The organism is Bradyrhizobium sp. LTSPM299 (assembly GCF_000938235.1).
Classification (GTDB): Bacteria; Pseudomonadota; Alphaproteobacteria; order Rhizobiales; family Xanthobacteraceae; genus Bradyrhizobium.
The window spans coordinates 1-17,822 of record NZ_JYMU01000007.1 but is presented as its reverse complement, the minus strand read 5'-3'; the positions used below and the strand labels follow the sequence as shown (position 1 = coordinate 17,822).

The window sequence follows — 17,822 nt, the reverse complement described above, 5'->3', positions numbered from 1 at the left end:
TCACATTTCCGCAGGGAGGGACAGCACACGGCTTTTCTTTTTGCAGTGCAGCAACTATCTGTTCCCCTGTGCGTAACTAGAATAATCACCTCAGGAGTTGCTGTTGTCCTTGATCAACAACGTCGAGTTTCTGCGTCATCTGCCGAAGATGAACGCGTTCAACGGCCTCGGCGCATTTGCGCCCGCCGTGTCGACGCCGCTCGTCGAGACGACCGAATTCGGCGCCAACCCCGGCGCACTGAAGATGTTCTCGTTCGTGCCCGCGCAGCTCGCGCGGACGCCCGCGCTCGTCGTCGTGCTGCATGGCTGCGGCCAGACGGCTGCGGCCTATGATCTCGGCGCCGGCTGGTCGACGCTCGCGAGGCACTATGGCTTCGCATTGCTGATGCCGGAGCAGCAGTCGTCCAACAACGGCAACACCTGCTTCAACTGGTTCGATCCCGAGGACATCGCGCGGGGGCAGGGCGAGGCCAGCTCCATCAGGCAGATGATTGCGTACATGGCCGGTGCGCATGACATCGATCCGCGGCGCATCTACGTGACGGGTCTCTCCGCCGGCGGCGCGATGGCGTCCGTCATGCTCGCGACCTATCCGGATGTGTTCGCGGGCGGCGCGATCATCGCCGGCCTGCCGTTCGGCGTCGCCACCAATCTGCGCGAGGCGCTGCAGGCCATGATGCAGGGCAGCGCGCTGCCCGCCCCCGAGCTCGGGGCGCTCGTCCGCAACGCTTCGAAGCACAACGGCGCCTGGCCGAAAATCTCGGTGTGGCACGGCAGCGCCGACCGCACCGTCAGTCCTGCCAATGCCGCCGCGATCGTCCGGCAATGGCTCGACGTTCACGGCCTGCCGCCGGCTGCGATGTCGAAGGCCGATGTCGGCGGCTATCCGCGTGAGGTCTGGTGGAACGCCGATGGCGAGACGCTGGTCGAATCCTATGGCATCACCGACATGGCCCATGGCACGCCGCTCGGGCTTGCCGACAATGACGATCGCTATGGCGTGGAAGGCGCGTTCATGATCGAGGCCGGGATCTCCTCGACCTATCACATCGCAAGCTTCTTCGGCCTGACCGATCAGGTCCGTCAGCCGCAGATTGCACCGACGGGAATCCCGCGCGAGCGCGCCGACACGATCTCAATGACGATTCCGGTGCCGGCGGCTGATCCTGTCTCCGAAACGATGTCCGACCGCAGCAGCGCCCGGCCGCAGACGCCACGGAGCAAGGGTGTCGATGTCGGTCGCGTCATCGCGCGAGCGCTAACCGCCGCGGGGTTGATGAAGTAGCGCTTACATCTCGCCGGTCAGGAACGGGTTCGTCATCCGCTCCTGGCCAATGCTGGATCCGGCGCCATGGCCACAGATGAAGCCGACATCGTCGCCGAGCGGCAGCAGCTTGTCCTTGATCGACTGGATCAGCGTCGGATGACTGCCGCCGGGCAGGTCGGTCCGCCCGACCGAACCGGCGAACAGGACGTCGCCGACATGGGCGAAGCGCAGCTCCTTGTTGAAGAACACCACGCTGCCCGGCGAATGGCCGGGGCAATGCAGGATGTCGAAGGTGAGGTCGCCGATCGAGACCTGGTCGCCCTCGTCGAGCCAGCGATCGGGACCGAAATTGCGCACCCCGGTCATGCCGAAGCGTTCGCCGCTCGAGACCACATTGTCGAGCAGGACCTTGTCCGCGATATGCGGGCCTTCGATCTTGACCTGCAGCGCATCGCGCAATTCGGCGGCGCCGCCGACATGGTCGATATGGCCGTGGGTCAGCCAGATCTTCTCGACCGTCACGCCGGTCTGCTTGATCGCCGCCTGGATCTTCGGCACGTCGCCGCCGGGGTCGATCACCACGGCTTTCTTGGTCGGCTCGTGCCAGATGATGGTGCAGTTCTGCTCGAACAGCGTCACCGGCACGATGATCGCGCCAGCCTTCGGTTTGGTCTCGGTTGTGTCATCCATGAGGGGCACCATAGGCTACCAGAAACGGCCGTCAACACGGACAAACGCGCGGTGCCCGGCGTGTGATCCAAAACAGACCGTGATAGACTTGTGATGACAGAACAATTGGTCCCCGCAGTCCCGACCTCCATGAACCAGGCCCCCAAATCGCCGCTCGGCGGACCCCGGACCAGCGCTCGCGCGTTCTTTGTCGCGGACCGCATCAGCACGTCCGGCCTGGAGCGCGGCGACGTGCTGGCCACCACGCCGCTGGCGTTCCGCGTCAACGATAACGGCGTCGCGATCCTGTTCCGTTACGGCGTCGTGGTCCTGATCGGCCTCAACGCGCTGGAGGAGGATGAATTCCTGCGCAGTCTGCAGTCGCGGACGACCGGTCCGTTCGCGCGGCGCGAGGAGGAGATCGCGATCATCGAGCTCGCTTCGGAGAAGGAAGATCAGATCCCGCCCGGCGGTCCGATCTATCTGCAAAGCCTGTCGCCGGAGCGACTGATCCTGGTCGGCGAGGCGCTCGCCAAGAGCGTGGTGCTGGCGCGCCACGAGCGCGAGGTCGCGGCGGTGTTCGACACCACCGAGCCGTTCGCGCGCGACCTGGCAAAGAGCGGGCGGATCCATGCTGGCCGTGTCGCAATCCTCAAGCACATCGGCAATGCGCTGTCGGTGCGGCACCGCGTGGCTGGCCCGGTCGAGATCGCGGAGAAGCCCGACATCCTCTGGGACAAGCCGCAGCTCGAGCGGCTCTACGCCCGGCTCGAGGATGAGTATGAGCTGAAGGAGCGGGCGGAATCGTTGAACCGCAAGCTCGCCGTGATCGCCGAGAGCGCCCAGGTCCTCACCGACATCATCGACACCAGCCGCTCGCTGCGGCTGGAGCTGATCATTGTCTTCCTGATCCTGTTCGAGGTGCTGATTACGATCTACCAGATCGCGATGGCGCGGCACTGAGCCCGTCATCTTTCCGCCCCCAATTGTGCGTCATCCCTGAACCAACCGGTACCATCGGGCGTTAGCTTGCTGGGGCCGGATTGCGAGGGGGGCGGGATGGATCAGGGCGACAAGGACTGGTGGCGGCACGGCATCTTCTATCAGATCTATCCGCGCTCGTTCGGGGATAGCGATGGCGACGGCGTCGGCGACATCAGGGGGATCATCGCGCGGCTGCCCTATCTGACGCGGCTTGGCGTCGATGCGGTCTGGCTGTCGCCGATTTTCCCGTCACCAATGGCCGACTTCGGCTACGACATCTCCGATTACACCGGCATCGATCCGCTGTTCGGGACGATGGAAGATTTCGACGCACTGGTCACGGCCGCCCACGACGCCGGCCTCAGGCTGATCCTCGATCTGGTGCCGAACCACACCTCCGACCAGCATCCCTGGTTCATCGAGGCGAAGAGTTCGCGCCAGAATCCCAGGCGCGACTGGTACATCTGGCGCGATCCGGCGCCGGACGGTGGGGCGCCCAACAACTGGCTGTCGGAGTTCGGCGGCAGCGCTTGGGCATATGACGAGGCCTCAGGCCAGTATTACTATCACGCCTTCCTCGCCCAGCAGCCTGACCTGAACTGGCGCAATAGTGACGTCAGGCAAGCAATCTACGACGTGATGCGGTTCTGGCTCGCCAAGGGCGTCGACGGCTTCCGCGTCGACGTGATCTGGCACCTGATCAAGGATGCCGACTTCCGCGACAACCCGCCGAACCCGCATTATCGCGAAGGCCGGCCGCCACACGAGAAAATCCTGACGCAATATTCGACCGACCAGCCGGAGGTGCATGCCGTCATCACCGAGATGCGCCGCGTCACCGAGGAGTTCGACAACCGCGTGCTGATCGGCGAGGTCTATCTGCCGCTGCACCGGCTCGTCGCCTATTACGGCAACGATCTCAGCGGCGCGCAGATGCCGTTCAATTTCGCGCTGCTGTCCACCCTGTGGAGCGCGCGCTCGGTCGAGACCATCATCGCCGACTATGAGAAGGCGCTGCCATCGGGCGCATGGCCGAACTGGGTGCTCGGCAATCACGACCGGCCGCGCGTGGCGAGCCGGGTCGGCCCGGCGCAGGCACCGGTAGCCGCAATGCTGCTGCTGACGTTGCGCGGGACGCCAACGCTCTATTACGGCGACGAGATCGGCATGCGCCAGGTTCCGATCGCACCGGATCAGGTGCGCGATCCCTTCGAGAAGAACGTTCCTGGTATCGGCGTCGGTCGCGACGGCTGCCGCACGCCGATGCAATGGAGCGCCGAGCGCAACGCCGGCTTTTCGAGCGTCGAGCCGTGGCTGCCGCTGGCGCACGACTTCGCCAGGGACAATGTCGCGAGCCTGGAGGCAGACCGGGCGTCGATCCTGAACCTCTACAAGGCGCTGATTGCGCTGCGGCGAAGATTGCCGCAGCTCGTCGATGGCAGCTATGAGCCCGTGGCCGCGCAGGGCGACGTCATGCTCTACCGGCGGCGCAGCGCCGATGGCGTGGCGGTGATCGCACTGAATTTCGGGGCGGAGCCCGCGACCATCACCTCCAGCGCGATCGGATTCAGCAATGAAGTCCTGCTATCGACATTCATGGACCGACAGGGTGAGAAGATCGAAGGCGTGCTCGATCTGCGCGTCAATGAAGGCGTGATCCTCGGGCCACCTCAGGATCACTGACGGGACGCGCGAGGCGGTTTCGTATCGATGTCGCTGCGCTTGAGCAAATAGTCGAGACCGCCGACGCGATACCAGCGATAGCCATAGCCCTCGATCAGAAGCTTGTGACGGCTGCGATCGTCGGCGCGACTGTGATCCTCGCTCAACAGGTTGACCAGAGAGTTGCCGGTGTCGTCCGAAAGCCCGACAGCAAACGAGATCTCGCGAGGCTGTTCGGCAAGATTATGCACGAACAGCACCGAGTTGTTACGCCAGTCGTAACGGATCGCCAGCACGGCTGGATCGCGGGTTGCGATTATCCTGAAATCTCCCCAACCGATCTCAGGGACCTCCTTGCGCATCCGGATGACGCGCTCGGTCCAGTTCAGGAATGAATCGGGGTCGCGTCGTTGCCTGGCGGCGTTGACGTGCTCATAGCCGTAGGCGCCCTTATCGATCACCGGCGAGCACGGCTTGTCGGCTTCGGTGAAGCCGGCATTCGGCTCGTTCGACCACTGCATCGGCGTGCGCGCACAGTTGCGTTCGGGCAGGTCGAGATTATCGCCCATGCCGAGTTCGTCTCCGTACCGGATCACGGGCGTGCCGGGAAGCGTGCACATCAGGCTGTAGGCCAGCTCCAGGCGCCGGCGGTCGCCGCCGAGCATCGGTGCCAGGCGCCGGCGGATGCCGCGGTCGTAGAGCTGCATGCTCTTCTCCGGTCCGAACGCCTTGAACACGGTCTCCCGCTGCGCCTTGCTGAGGCGGCCGAGGTCGAGCTCATCATGATTACGCAGGAAAAGGCCCCACTGCGCCGTCGCAGGCCGCGGCTTCGTCGCGGCAAGCGCCTTCGCCAGCGATCGCGAGTCGGCGGACGCCATCGCGTAGAACAGATGCTGATTGACATGGAAATTGAACATCATCTGCATCCGGTCGCCATCGCTTCCGAAATACTCCATGTCGGTCTCGGGCTGCACGTTGGCTTCGGCGAGGATGATTGCGTTACCCTGACGCCATTGCAGGAATTCGCGAAACGTTCGCAGCATGTCGTATTGCTCAACCGGCTTACGGACCGTCGCGCCCTTGGTTGCGATCACAAAGGGTACCGCGTCCATGCGAAAGCCGGAGACGCCAAGCTGGATCCAGAACCCCATGATCTTGAGGATTTCGGCCTGCACATGCGGGTTCGAGGTGTTGAGATCGGGCTGGAAATCGTAGAAGCGGTGGAAGTACCAGGCCCCCGCCTGCTTGTCGCGCGTCCAGGTCGATTTCTGCACGCCGGGAAAGACCATGCCGGTGTTGGCAGTGGCAGGCCGCTTGTCCGCCCAGACATACCAGTCGCGATAGGGCGAATCCTTTGAACTTCGCGCTGATTGAAACCAGGTATGTTGGTCCGAGGTGTGGTTGACCACGAGATCGATGATCACGCGGATGCCGCGCTGCCGGCAGCCATGGGTGAATTCGACGAAATCGCCCAGCGTGCCGTAGCGCGGATCGACGCCGTAATAGTCCGAGATGTCGTAGCCGTCGTCCTTGCCGGGCGAGGGTTGAAATGGCATCAGCCATATCGCGGTGATCCCGAGCCCGTCCAGATAATCCAGGCGTCGCAGCAGGCCTTGGAAATCGCCGATTCCGTCGCCATTGGCATCCATATAGGTGCCGACGGAGAGGCAGTAGATCACTGCGTTCTTGTACCAGAGATCGTCGATCACGGGCAGCCCTCATCGGTCCGCCCATTGCAGCGGCTGTGAGATAAGCGGCAATGGACCCCTGAGTTCCGGTGCTATCAGCTGTTGGGCACGTGCCGCGGAATCGGTTAGTCTCTGCTGGATGGAAAAGCCCGCTCGCCAGATCGCGCTCGTGCCGGCGCCCGACCGACGCCAGTCGGAGACTGCGCTTGCGATCGCGCGCGGCACAGCGAGGCTTTTGAGATCGCTGGGATTTTCCTGCATCAGCGAGTTGCCGCTTCCGTCCGGCCGGCGAGCCGATGTGGTCGCGCTGAACGAGCGCGGCGAGATCTGGATCGTCGAGATCAAGTCGTCAGTGGAGGATTTACGCGCCGACCAGAAGTGGCAGGACTATCGGATGCATTGCGACCGGCTGTTCTTCGCCTTCACGCAGGATCTGCCGTGCGAGATATTTCCGGCGGACACCGGATTGATCATCGCCGATGCCTATGGCGCGCATCTGCATTGCGAGGCGCCGGAGCATCGCCTGCCGGCCGCGACGCGCAAGGCAATGACGGTGCGCTTTGCCGTCGCCGCGGCGCAGCGGATCAACCGGCTGGTCGATCCGCAAGGGCATGAGCTTTAAAAGCGCAAAACAATATGAAACGTCGACTTACCGCGGCGCGCGCTTCGCCAGAATGCGCTGCAGCGTGCGGCGGTGCATGTTGAGGCGGCGCGCCGTCTCCGAGACGTTGCGGTTGCACATCTCGTAGATGCGCTGGATGTGTTCCCAACGCACGCGGTCCGCCGACATCGGATTGGTCGGCAGCTCGGACTTCTCGTTGCCGCTCGCCAGCAACGCGGCGACGACGTCATCGGCATCGGCCGGCTTCGAGAGATAGTCGACGGCGCCCATCTTCACCGCGGTGACGGCGGTGGCGATGTTGCCGTAGCCGGTCAGCACGATCGCGCGCGCCTCGGGGCGCTTGCGCTTCAACGCCGAGACGACGTCGAGACCGTTGCCGTCGCCAAGCCTGAGGTCAACAACCGCGAAAGCGGGCGCAGCGCGGCCGATCTCGGCGAGACCATCCGACACGCTATCGCATGACTTCACCGTGAAGCCGCGCGTCTCCATCGCGCGCGACAGGCGCTCCAGGAACGGCTTGTCGTCCTCGACGATGAGGAGCGATCGGTCGGTGTGATCATTCAGTTCGGCGATAGCGTTCACGGTCCATTTTTCCCTGTGTCAGACACCCATTATATGGGACGGCACTGCGACCCTGCCAAGGCAGCCGAAAGTCGTGGTGGCGGCATCCTTAATGCCAGCGACGCGCAAGAGATGCGATTAAGAACCGTTCTTAGGTGGCAGTCTCAGCATCCGGGGCGGCTTCCTCAAAGCGTTCGCGCGGCCAGACGATCTGAACCACGGCGCCGTGATCGGGGAAGATGCGGTTGCTGAATGAGACCTTGGCGCCGGTGCGCTCCAGCAGCGTCCGCGCGATGAAAACCCCGAGACCGAGGCCTCCGCGCGCATTTTGGGCCTCATCTGCGCTGCGGCGGCGCGACAAATAGGGTTCCCCGATCCGTTTCAGCATGTCCGGCGCAATGCCTGGACCATCGTCGGAGATGACCATCTCGATGGTTTCCGCATTCCACCATGCATTCACCTCGACGGTCTGGTGCGCGAAATCGACGGCATTTTCGAGAATGTTTCCGACGCCATAAAGGATCGCCGGATTGCGGGCAGCGACGGGTTCACGCGTAGCTGCGACAGCAAGCCGCACCTTGATCTCGACGCCGAAGTCGCGATGCGGTGCCACCGACTCTTCGATCAGCGTCGACAGCTTCATGTTGTCGAATGGTGCGCCGCTCGATGACAGCTGCGCGATCTTGCTCAGGATATCGCGGCAGCGCTGCGCCTGTTCGCGGAGGGTCTTCACGTCGCTTGCGAGGCTTGGGTCATGCACCGTCTTCTCGAGCTCGCGCGAGATCAGGAAGATCGTCGACAGCGGTGTGCCGAGTTCATGCGCGGCCGCGGCGGCGAGGCCGTCGAGCTGGGTCAGATGCTGCTCGCGCGTCAGCACCAGTTCAGTCGCGGCCAGCGCATCGGAGAGCTGGCGCGCTTCCTCCGTCACCTGAAACGCATAGAGGCTGGTGACGCCGATCGCGAGCACGATCGAAAGCCAGACGGCAAGCAGATAGATCGGCGGCAGCACCAGCGGATCGTCGGCATCCCATGGCAGTGGCAGATGGTAGAAGAACAGCGCCGAGGCGCAGGCGACCGCAAGGCAGCCGAGCGCAATGGTCAGGCGGACCGGCAGCACCGTGGCCGAGATCAAGACCGGCGCCAGGAACAGGAACGAGAACGGGTTCTGCAGCCCGCCGGTGAAATACAGCAGCGCCGCGAGCTCGACGATGTTGAGCGCCAGCAGGGCTGCGGCATGGCCCGGCTCCAGCCGCTGCATCGGGTTGAAGGCGATCTGAAGTCCCAGATTGAGCAGCGCCGAGAAGGCGACGATGCAGACGCAGGGGATGATCGGAACGTCGAATTCCAGCCCCTGGGCGACGATGAAGATCGCGACGAGCTGGCCGAGCGCGGCCAGCCAGCGTAGCCGCAGGATCGTATCCAGGCGGACAAAGCTGCGTGGCTGGCGGAAATCCGAAGCGGCGACGTCGGTCATCTCAGAACTCTAGCTGTGCTGTGGGCGGCGCACAAATTTGCGACTTAGCTCGATGGTGCGGCCCGCGCCTTGCGCTTATTGTCGCAATGGCTCAAGGAACGGCGATATGCAACAGAACGAGACAGGTCAGGGGCAGCCGCCCGATCTGCGAACGACAGCGGCCGATCTGCAGGCGCACGCGGCCGACGTGAAGGGACCGGCCGCGATCGATGTCGCGCATCTGGTCAAGCTCTACAAGACCACCCGCGCGGTCGACGACATCTCGTTCCGCATCGCGCGCGGCAGCATCACCGGCCTGCTCGGCGGCAATGGCGCCGGCAAGACCACGACGATCGCGATGATCATGGGGCTAGTGCTGCCGACCTCGGGCCGCGTCGAGGTGCTGGGCGCAAAAATCCCCGAGCAGAGCTACGACGTGCTCGGCCGGATGAATTTCGAGAGCCCCTATGTCGACATGCCGATGCGGCTCACGGTGCGGCAGAACCTGACGATCTTCGGGCGCCTCTATGCGGTGAAGCATTTGCGCGAGCGGATCGACCAGCTTGCCGCCGATCTCGACCTGAAGGAGTTCCTCGACCGCGCCAGCGGCAAGCTCTCCGCCGGGCAAAAGACCCGGGTCGCGCTGGCGAAGGCGCTGATCAACGAGCCGGACCTGCTGCTACTGGACGAGCCGACCGCGTCGCTCGATCCCGACACCGCCGATTGGGTGCGGCAGCACCTCGAGACCTATCGCAAGACCCATAATGCGACCATCCTGCTCGCATCGCACAACATGCTGGAGGTCGAGCGCCTGTGCGACCGCGTCATCATCATGAAGTGCGGCAAGATCCAGGACGACGACAGCCCTGACCGGATCATGGCGCGCTACAACCGCGACACGCTGGAAGAGGTTTTTCTCGACGTCGCGCGCGGGCGGATGCGGGAGGGCGCGTCATGAGCGAGATCGTCAGTCACCGGCATCGCGGCATATCGCTGCATCGCATCAACGCGATGGTGCTGCGCTATTGGTATCTCCTGATGTCGTCATGGCCGCGGCTGCTGGAGCTGGTCTACTGGCCGACGCTGCAGATCATCACCTGGGGGTTCCTGCAGACCTATATCTCGCAAACCTCGGGGTTTTTCGCCAAGGCGGGCGGCTCGCTGATCGGCGCGGTGATCCTGTGGGACATCCTGTTCCGCGGCCAGCTCGGCTTCTCGATCTCGTTCCTGGAAGAGATGTGGTCGCGCAATCTCGGCAACCTGATGATGAGCCCGCTGAAGCCGATCGAGTTCCTGCTCTCGCTGATGATCATGAGCCTGATCAGGCTCGCTATCGGCGTGATTCCAATGACGCTGATGGCGCTGTTCTTTTTCGGCTTCAACTTCTACGCCATCGGGCTGCCGCTGATCCTGTTCTTCTGTAATTTGATCTTCACGAGCTGGTCGGTCGGTGTGTTCGCGTCGGGCCTCGTACTGCGCAACGGGTTAGGGGCGGAGAGCATCGTGTGGACGCTGATGTTCGCGGTGATGCCGCTCGCCTGCATCTATTATCCGGTCACGGTGCTGCCGGTCTGGCTGCAATATGTCGCCTGGGCCTTGCCGCCGACCTATGTGTTCGAGGGCATGCGCTCGCTGCTGATCGACCACGTCTTCCGCGCCGACCTCATGATCGATGCATTTGTTATCAACGTGATCCTGTTCGCTGCATCTTTTGCGATCTTCCTTGCCCTTTTGCGCGCCGCCAAGCGTCACGGATCGCTGCTCGGCGTTGGTGAATAAATGTCACTTTCTCGTGGAATTTTGACCTTTTAGGCGAATTCCGTCCCTATATTCCACCAGCGGCGCATTGACGCATTATTACGCATTGTCCAGTATGCTGCGGCGCAAAACAGGGGTCTGAACGATAATGCCGATTGGTGAATTTGGCGGTGCCCCGCCACTGGTGGCGGAAGGCAGTCCGGGACTCACGACGCCGCTCTATTGGATGTACGAGATGGGGCATGCGTCGCTCAATCCGGCTCGTGCGGTGACCGACGCCACCAAGATCCTGTTTCAGAATCCGCTCAATCCGTGGACCCATACCGAGTTCGGCAAGAACGTCGCGGCGGCCTGCGAATTGTTCGAGCGCACCACCCGCCGTTACGGCAAGCCGGAATGGAATCTGCCGACGACCGAGGTCAACGGCGTCCGCACCCCGGTCGAGGTGCGTTCGATCTGGGAGAAGCCGTTCTGCCGCCTCTTGCATTTCGATCGCAAGCTGACGCGTCCGCTGCGCAGCCCGCAGCCGCGTGTGCTGATCGTCGCGCCGATGTCGGGCCACTATGCGACGCTGCTGCGCGGCACCGTCGAGGCGTTCCTGCCGACGCATGAGGTTTACATCACCGACTGGGCCGATGCGCGCATGGTGCCGCTCGCGGCCGGCCGTTTCGATCTCGAGGACTATGTCGATTACCTGATCGAGATTCTGCATGCGCTGGGCGGCAACATCCACATCGTTGCGGTGTGCCAGCCGTCGGTGCCAGTGGTTGCGGCGGTCTCCGTCATGGAAGCAAACAACGATCCGTTCGTGCCGCTGTCGATGACGCTGATGGGTGGCCCGATCGATACCCGCCGCAATCCGACCGCGGTCAACAACCTTGCCGAAGAGCGCGGCATCGACTGGTTCCGCAACAATGTCATCACCAAGGTGCCGTTCCCGCATCCCGGCGTGATGCGCGACGTCTATCCGGGGTTCCTGCAGCTCAACGGCTTCATCAGCATGAACTTCGATCGGCACATGGACGCGCACAAGTCGCTGTTCGCCAATCTGGTGAAGGGTGACGGCGATCTCGTCGACAAGCACCGCGAATTCTATGACGAGTATCTCGCGGTGATGGACCTGACCGCGGAGTATTACCTGCAGACCGTCGACCTCGTATTCGTCAAGCATGCGCTGCCGAAGGGCGAGATGACCCATCGCGGCAAGCCGGTCGAACCCTCGAAGATCCGCCGCGTCGCGCTGATGACGGTGGAAGGCGAGAAGGACGATATCTCCGGCCTCGGTCAGACCGAGGCAACGCACGCGCTCTGCACCGCGATTCCCAATGATCGCCGGGTGCATTACGTGCAGAAGGGTGTCGGGCATTACGGCGTCTTCAATGGCTCGCGCTTCCGCTCCGAAATCGTGCCGCGGATCTCCGATTTCATGGTTTCGGCGGCCATTACGCGGATTTCCCTCGCCGCCGCCGCCGAATAGGTATCGTTCCGGCCGCGATTCCGACGGCGGCATAAGTCGCTGAATTGACTAAAGGAATATCGAATCCGGCATGGCTTAAGGGGTGAATGTGGCCTCATTCCTTGGGCATTGTTTGTGACGTTGATTCACTTGAAAAATTCCGGTCAGAGCCCCTGCAGGTAGAGGTCAAGAACTGGCCAGCCCCTGTATATTGGGCAAATGATTTGTTTTTGCGCCGAGCGATTTCAATGGCGGCGGTTATGGCAGAATCCGGGCGAACTCCTGCTCCCCGGACTGTCAGACATGGCTACTCGCGCGCTCCTCTATCGGCGGCCTGCCGAACCCGCGACTCTTTTGGTCAGGCACGGCTCCCAATTCTTCACGATCAGGCTTCGCCGGCACCGGCGGGCGCGGCGTTATACGCTCCGAATCCATCCGACGGACCGTGAAGCGATCTTGACCATGCCGCCACGCGGCACGATCGCGGAGGCCAAGGAGTTCGCCCACCTCCATGGCGGCTGGATCGCCGCGCGCCTTGGCCGTTTGCCGAAGGCAGCACCATTCCAGCCCGGCACGACGGTGCCGCTGCGCGGGGTTCCGCACCGCCTCGTTCACCGCAGCGGCGAGCGCGGCACGGTCTGGACCGAGACGCGTGACAGCGGCGAGAAGATTCTCTGCGTCGCCGGCGGCGTCGAGCACATGGACCGCCGCGTGCACGACTTCCTCAAGCGCGAGGCGCGCAAGGAGCTGCAGAAGGCGGCGCAGTTTTACGCTGCCGAACTCGGCGTGCGGGTGAAACGGATTTCGATCCGCGATCAATCCAGCCGCTGGGGCTCGTGCACCTCGGCCGGCTCGCTGTCATTCTCGTGGCGGCTGATCCTGGCGCCGCCCTTCGTGCTCGACTACCTCGCGGCGCATGAAGTCGCGCATCTCGTCGAGATGAACCACTCGCCGCGGTTCTGGCGGGTGGTCGACAAGGTCTGTTCATCGGTCGCGCGCGCCAAGAACTGGCTCGACACCCACGGCAACGACCTGCATCGCTACGGGATCGAGGATTGAGCGATCTTAGCCCCACCCCGCGCTGTCATCGCTGCATCTCATGCTGTCATCGCCCGCGAAAGCGGGCGATCCGGTATTCCAGAGACGTTCGTTGTTAATCGAGAAGCCGCGGCGTACTGGATCCCCCGCCTTCGCGGGGGATGACGACCCGTCGGCTCCACCGAGCGCTCAGCGACGCCCGCCGAACAGTCGGTCCGTCAGCCAGCCATCTAGTCCGGCCGCCGCTTCGGGCCGCGCGTTCGGGTTCGCTTGCGCCGAGGTGCGGGTCGGTGGCGGTGGGCGGTAATAGCTGCCGGGAGCGGCTGGGATCTGTGCCGGCGGCAGCGGTGGCTGCATCTGTGTCTGCATCTGTCCCGTCGGTGCAGATGGCGCGGTGACCTGCGATGACACCTGGATCAGGTTCGCCGATCCCCAATTGCCTTGCGAATTCGGAATGGTCGCGACCGGCACGCCTTGATGCGCGGCCTTCATGAAACGCGTCCATACTTCCACCGGCAGCCCGCCGCCGGTTGCCTTCTTGGTCGGCGAATTGTCGTCATTGCCGAGCCAGACGCCGGTGACGAGATTGGCGGTATAGCCAATGAACCAGGCGTCGCGATAATCCTGGCTGGTGCCGGTCTTGCCCGCGGCGGTCCAGCCGGGGATCTCGGCCTTGCGCGCGGTGCCCGAGATCAGCGTCTCGCGCATCATGCTGTTCATCATCGCATCATAGCGCGGCTCGATCACCTGGTTGGGCTGATCGGCGGCGCGGTTGTACAGCACCTTGCCCGAGCTGGTGCGGATACTGGTCACGACATGCGGTGAGACGCCGAACCCGCCATTTGCGAACGGCGCATAGGCGCCGACCATTTCGATCACGGAGACTTCGGATGTGCCGAGCGCGATCGAAACGTTGGGCTCGAGTTTCGACGAGATGCCGAGCCGGTGCGCGGTGCGCACCACATTCTTGGGCCCGACCTCGAGGCCGAGCCGCACCGCGACCGTGTTCAGCGACATCGCCAGCGCCTGGGTCAGCGTCACCGAGCCGAAATATTCGTGGGTGTAATTCTCCGGCTTCCAGCCCTTGATGTCGAGCGGCGCGTCCTGCCGGATCGTATCCGGCGTCAGCCCTGATTCCACCGCGGTGAGATAGACGAACGGCTTGAACGACGAACCCGGCTGGCGCTTCGCCGTCACCGCGCGATTGTACTGGCTCTCGGCGTAGTTCCGGCCCCCCACCATGGCGCGGACGGCGCCGTCGGGCGTCATCGCCACCAGCGCGCCCTGGCTGACATTGAACTTCACGCTCTTGGCGGCGAGCTCGTCGATCACGGCCGCTTCCGCGATGTTCTGCAGCTTCGGATCGATCGTGGTCTGCACCGTGATGTCCTGGTCGATCTGGCCGACCAGGTCGTCGAGCACTTCACCGATCCAGTCGGCGACATAGTTCACGGTGCCGGCACCGGCCGGCTTCACATTGATCGAAGGCTGGCCGATCGAGGCTTTTGCCTGGGCTTCGGTGATGAAACCGGCGTCCGCCATCGCAGTGAGCACGAGTTGCGCGCGCTGCTCGGCGCCTTCCGGGTTGCGGTTCGGCGCCAGCCGCGACGGCGATTTGACCAGACCCGCCAGCATCGCGGCTTCCGCGACCGTCACATTCTTCGCCGACTTGCCGAAATAGCGTTGTGCCGCGGCCTCGACGCCATAGGCGCCGGAACCGAAATAGACGCGATTGAGATAGAGCTCGAGGATCTCGGTCTTGGAATGCTTGCGCTCCAGCCACAGCGCGAGCTCGGCCTCCTGCAGCTTGCGCTGCATGGTGCGCTCCTGGGTCAGGAACAGGTTCTTGGCGAGCTGCTGGGTCAGCGTCGAGCCGCCCTGCGAGACGCCCCGATGCAGCACGTTGGTGACTGCTGCGCGTAAAATGCCGATCGGGTCGACGCCGTAATGCGAATAGAAGCGGCGGTCCTCGATGGCGATGAAGGCCTTCGGCAGATAGGGCGGCAGGTCCTTCAGCGCTACATTGGCGCCGGCCATCTCGCCGCGCTGCGCCAGCACGCTGCCGTCGAGGCCGACGATCTGGATGGTCGGCGGCCGCTTCGGTATCTCCAGCGACTGGATCGGCGGCAGATGCGCGCCGACATACACCACGATGCCGATGACAGCGATACCGGCCCACAGGCCCAGCACCGTGGTCCAATAGAACAGTCGGCCGATGACGGTGCCGCGTGATTTGCCGCGGCGCTTGCTGCCGCTGCGCGATGGACGCGGCCTCTCACCGCCGGAATCGCCGCCGGAGGTGTTGTTCTTGTTGTCTCTGGGTTTGGATTTGGCTGGCTTGTCGTCGTCGCCGCCGGGAATGCGGTCGGCGATCGACAGCCGCAGGTCGGAAAGCGCGGCCGGAAGCCCGAACAGCGGCTCCTTGCGCCCACCGCTTTTTTTATGTCCCCACGCCATCCGCAATGCTCACACCCTTACGGGGGCGCAAGCTAGCGTTCTCGGTTTAAGGGGCGGTTACACAAAGCTTAACGCCGGATTAGGACGTTGGGCGGGGCGTGCTTAGATGTGCTGGAACAAGGGAGCACCGCATGGGCCATATCGATCCGACCAAGGACGTTTTCGCGCAGTTCCGGGACAGCGACCGGCCGGGCCCGATCCACATGCTCAATCTGGTCCGGCTGCGGGAGTACGCCGCCTATCCCGACGGTCGCAAGGCGACCGGTGCCGAAGCCTACGCCGCCTATGGCCGCGACAGCGGCCCGGTGTTCGAGCGGCTCGGCGGACGCATCGTCTGGCAAGGAAAGTTCGAGCTGATGCTGATCGGCCCCGAGGCCGAGCGCTGGGACCATTGCTTCATCGCCGAGTATCCGAGCGTCGGCGCCTTCGTCGAGATGATCCGCGATCCCGTCTATCGCGAGGCGGTGAAGCACCGTCAGGCCGCGGTGGAGGATTCGCGGCTGATCCGGCACGCTGTGCTGCCGGTGGGGAAGAATTTCGGCGAGGTGCCGAAATAGAAGCGATCCAAGGGTGGGCAAAGCGAAGTGTGCCCACGATCGCGAGCAGGATGTCAGATGGTGGGCACGGCGCGAAGCGCGCCTTTGCCCACCCTCATATGGGGATTTGTGAGTCAAGGCTGTCCTTCGGGTCTGGATCAGGATTGCGGAGTAAAGAGGGCGGCGCGCGGAGCCATGCGTAGCGCAGCGCGACGACCGGGCAACGGGCGAGGATTGGCTTGCGAAGTTTGCAGCAGCTCACTGCATCACCTCATATCCGGTCGGATTGTTTGATCCGTACCCACCTTCCGCATGCTTGCGGCGAGGAAGCCTGGCGAGGATGAGACCCATCTACGAAACGGCGGTTGAAGCCCTAGGGTGGCACGGTCATCATCCATCCCGCACGGAGCGCGGCGAAGCCGCGGCGCGTGGTGACGTGGTTTGTTTTATGCCTTCATGGTTGCCTGCTCGGGAACCAGGCCGGTGGTGAGGTAACGCCACAGCGCCACGATCAGCTTGCGCGCCAGTGCGACGATGGCGATGCGTTTGGCGCGCTTGCCGGCGTTGGCCGTGCGGGTACGGAACCAGCGGCTAAGCGCGCTGTCACCCTGATGGCGGAGCCAGAGCCAGGCCAGTTCGATCGCCTTGTGGCGGGCACGCCGATTGCCGGCCTTGCTGATGCCCTGCTCGCGATCGATGCCGCCGCTGCGCCATGGACTGGGCGTCAGGCCGCAATAGCCGGCGACCTCGCGCCTGTTGCGGAAGTCCTTGTAGAACAGCTCGTGCACCAGGGTTGCGGTGAAGGCCGGACCGAGCGCCTTGAGGCGGAGCAACAGATCTCGTCGCTCCGCGATCGGTGCCGGAACGGGAAGGGCTTGTGCAGCTTGTTCTTCTTCCAGCGCCGCCAACTGCTCGCGCACCAGCATCAGCCGCACATGCTCGCGCTTGGCCTCGGCCAGAAGATGTGCCGGTAGCGGCTGGCCCTGCCAGTCGCGCTGTCGCGCGAGCCAGGCGAGCCAGTCTCGGCGCCGCGGGTTGCCAACCGCCAGTCCCAACAGGCGCAGCAGCGCCTTGACCCGGTTGGTATGGGCCGTCTGCTCGGTGACCAGCCGGTCGCGTTCGCGGCTGGCGCGCCGGGCGTCCTCGGCTTCCACGCTCGGCACGCGAACGATCCGAACCACCCGCGGCTCACCCCGCAAATAGGCCATCAGGGTGCGCAGCAGAAGCTCGCCGTCGATCCGATCCGTCTTCGCCCGCCGCGCCCGCTGTTCCACCGCAATGCTCGCAGGGTCGAACACAAAGTTCGTGATCCCGGCTGCTTCCAATAGCCGATGCAGCCAGAAGCCGTCATAGCCCGCCTCATAGCAGCTCACTACCCGCGGTACCGATCCGAGCTTCTCCGCCGCCCGGGCGCGGGTCCGTTCGATCAACGCCAGCAGTTCGGCGTGATCGCCCCCCTCAAGCTTGTGGCGCGAAATCCGCTCCCGGTCCGGGCTGTGCAGCGTCACAAGCCACGTCTTCTGACTCAGCTCGATCGCAACGAAAATTGTGCCATTATACTCCGCGGTGGGCGTGTCTATGGTCGATGCTTGCATCTGACTCTCCGATGGTTCGAGTGTGGAAACCCAAACCTATCGGAAAGGCCACGCTCACCGCCCCATGGAATCTACG

Annotated in this window: 15 protein-coding genes; 9 read left to right on the top strand and 6 right to left on the bottom strand. The window is 63.7% G+C overall.

Translation table 11 applies throughout. The features are described from left to right. Window positions 1–103 precede the first annotated feature (103 nt). The gene (locus tag UP10_RS04575; protein ID WP_044586480.1) at window positions 104–1,285 is read left to right on the top strand and encodes an extracellular catalytic domain type 1 short-chain-length polyhydroxyalkanoate depolymerase; all 1,182 of its coding nucleotides are present in this window, start codon (window positions 104–106) and stop codon (window positions 1,283–1,285) included. A 3-nt stretch (window positions 1,286–1,288) separates the two neighbouring features. Here UP10_RS04575 and UP10_RS04570 read toward each other — a convergent pair whose 3' ends face one another. Further along, entirely contained in the window at window positions 1,289–1,957 is a 669-nt protein-coding gene (locus UP10_RS04570; protein ID WP_044536255.1) for an MBL fold metallo-hydrolase, read from the bottom strand. A 129-nt stretch (window positions 1,958–2,086) separates the two neighbouring features. Here UP10_RS04570 and UP10_RS04565 point away from each other — a divergent pair, with 129 nt between their 5' ends. Both UP10_RS04565 and UP10_RS04560 read left to right on the top strand, forming a co-directional pair. Beyond that, window positions 2,087–2,899 (top strand): RMD1 family protein, encoded by an 813-nt coding sequence (locus UP10_RS04565; RefSeq protein ID WP_044586210.1) that lies wholly within the window; start codon window positions 2,087–2,089, stop codon window positions 2,897–2,899. Window positions 2,900–2,995: 96 nt separating this feature from the next. Then, on the top strand, window positions 2,996–4,603 hold the full coding sequence (locus UP10_RS04560) for an alpha-amylase family glycosyl hydrolase (protein ID WP_044586209.1): 1,608 nt from the start codon (window positions 2,996–2,998) through the stop codon (window positions 4,601–4,603). Here UP10_RS04560 and UP10_RS04555 read toward each other — a convergent pair. After that, window positions 4,597–6,291, bottom strand: a complete 1,695-nt coding sequence (locus UP10_RS04555) for an alpha-amylase family protein (RefSeq protein WP_044586208.1) — start codon at window positions 6,289–6,291, stop codon at window positions 4,597–4,599. The two genes, UP10_RS04560 and UP10_RS04555, sit on opposite strands and share 7 nt — an antisense overlap. A gap of 118 nt (window positions 6,292–6,409) precedes the next feature. Here UP10_RS04555 and UP10_RS04550 point away from each other — a divergent pair, with 118 nt between their 5' ends. Further along, window positions 6,410–6,892, top strand: coding sequence for an MmcB family DNA repair protein (locus UP10_RS04550; protein WP_044586207.1), 483 nt, complete (start codon window positions 6,410–6,412; stop codon window positions 6,890–6,892). 27 nt (window positions 6,893–6,919) lie between these two features. Here UP10_RS04550 and UP10_RS04545 read toward each other — a convergent pair whose 3' ends face one another. Further along, window positions 6,920–7,474: an ActR/PrrA/RegA family redox response regulator transcription factor gene (locus UP10_RS04545; protein ID WP_044586206.1), complete on the bottom strand. Its 555-nt coding sequence runs from the start codon at window positions 7,472–7,474 to the stop codon at window positions 6,920–6,922. A 130-nt stretch (window positions 7,475–7,604) separates the two neighbouring features. Further along, window positions 7,605–8,927 carry an ActS/PrrB/RegB family redox-sensitive histidine kinase gene (locus UP10_RS04540; protein ID WP_044586205.1) on the bottom strand — a complete coding sequence of 441 codons (1,323 nt, stop codon included), beginning with the start codon at window positions 8,925–8,927 and terminating at the stop codon, window positions 7,605–7,607. Window positions 8,928–9,033: 106 nt separating this feature from the next. Here UP10_RS04540 and UP10_RS04535 point away from each other — a divergent pair, with 106 nt between their 5' ends. The 4 genes from UP10_RS04535 (at window position 9,034) to UP10_RS04520 (ending at window position 13,179) form a co-directional block, all read left to right on the top strand. Continuing rightward, entirely contained in the window at window positions 9,034–9,864 is an 831-nt protein-coding gene (locus UP10_RS04535) for an ABC transporter ATP-binding protein (RefSeq protein ID WP_082076984.1), read from the top strand. After that, window positions 9,861–10,685 (top strand): ABC transporter permease, encoded by an 825-nt coding sequence (locus UP10_RS04530; protein WP_044586204.1) that lies wholly within the window; start codon window positions 9,861–9,863, stop codon window positions 10,683–10,685. Before UP10_RS04535 ends, UP10_RS04530 begins: the two co-directional genes overlap by 4 nt. A gap of 127 nt (window positions 10,686–10,812) precedes the next feature. Continuing rightward, the gene (locus UP10_RS04525) at window positions 10,813–12,141 is read left to right on the top strand and encodes a polyhydroxyalkanoate depolymerase (protein ID WP_044586203.1); all 1,329 of its coding nucleotides are present in this window, start codon (window positions 10,813–10,815) and stop codon (window positions 12,139–12,141) included. A gap of 198 nt (window positions 12,142–12,339) precedes the next feature. Next, the gene (locus tag UP10_RS04520) at window positions 12,340–13,179 is read left to right on the top strand and encodes a M48 family metallopeptidase (protein ID WP_082076983.1); all 840 of its coding nucleotides are present in this window, start codon (window positions 12,340–12,342) and stop codon (window positions 13,177–13,179) included. A gap of 168 nt (window positions 13,180–13,347) precedes the next feature. On the opposite strand, the gene UP10_RS04515 is transcribed toward UP10_RS04520, so the two are convergent. Continuing rightward, window positions 13,348–15,615: a transglycosylase domain-containing protein gene (locus UP10_RS04515; RefSeq protein WP_044586201.1), complete on the bottom strand. Its 2,268-nt coding sequence runs from the start codon at window positions 15,613–15,615 to the stop codon at window positions 13,348–13,350. A 131-nt stretch (window positions 15,616–15,746) separates the two neighbouring features. Here UP10_RS04515 and UP10_RS04510 point away from each other — a divergent pair, with 131 nt between their 5' ends. Then, a complete protein-coding gene (locus tag UP10_RS04510) occupies window positions 15,747–16,172 on the top strand; it encodes a DUF1330 domain-containing protein (RefSeq protein ID WP_044586200.1) in 426 nt (141 codons plus the stop codon). Window positions 16,173–16,597: 425 nt separating this feature from the next. Here UP10_RS04510 and UP10_RS04505 read toward each other — a convergent pair whose 3' ends face one another. Then, window positions 16,598–17,746, bottom strand: a complete 1,149-nt coding sequence (locus UP10_RS04505; protein WP_044585437.1) for an IS110 family RNA-guided transposase — start codon at window positions 17,744–17,746, stop codon at window positions 16,598–16,600. Between the last annotated feature and the right edge of the window lie 76 nt (window positions 17,747–17,822).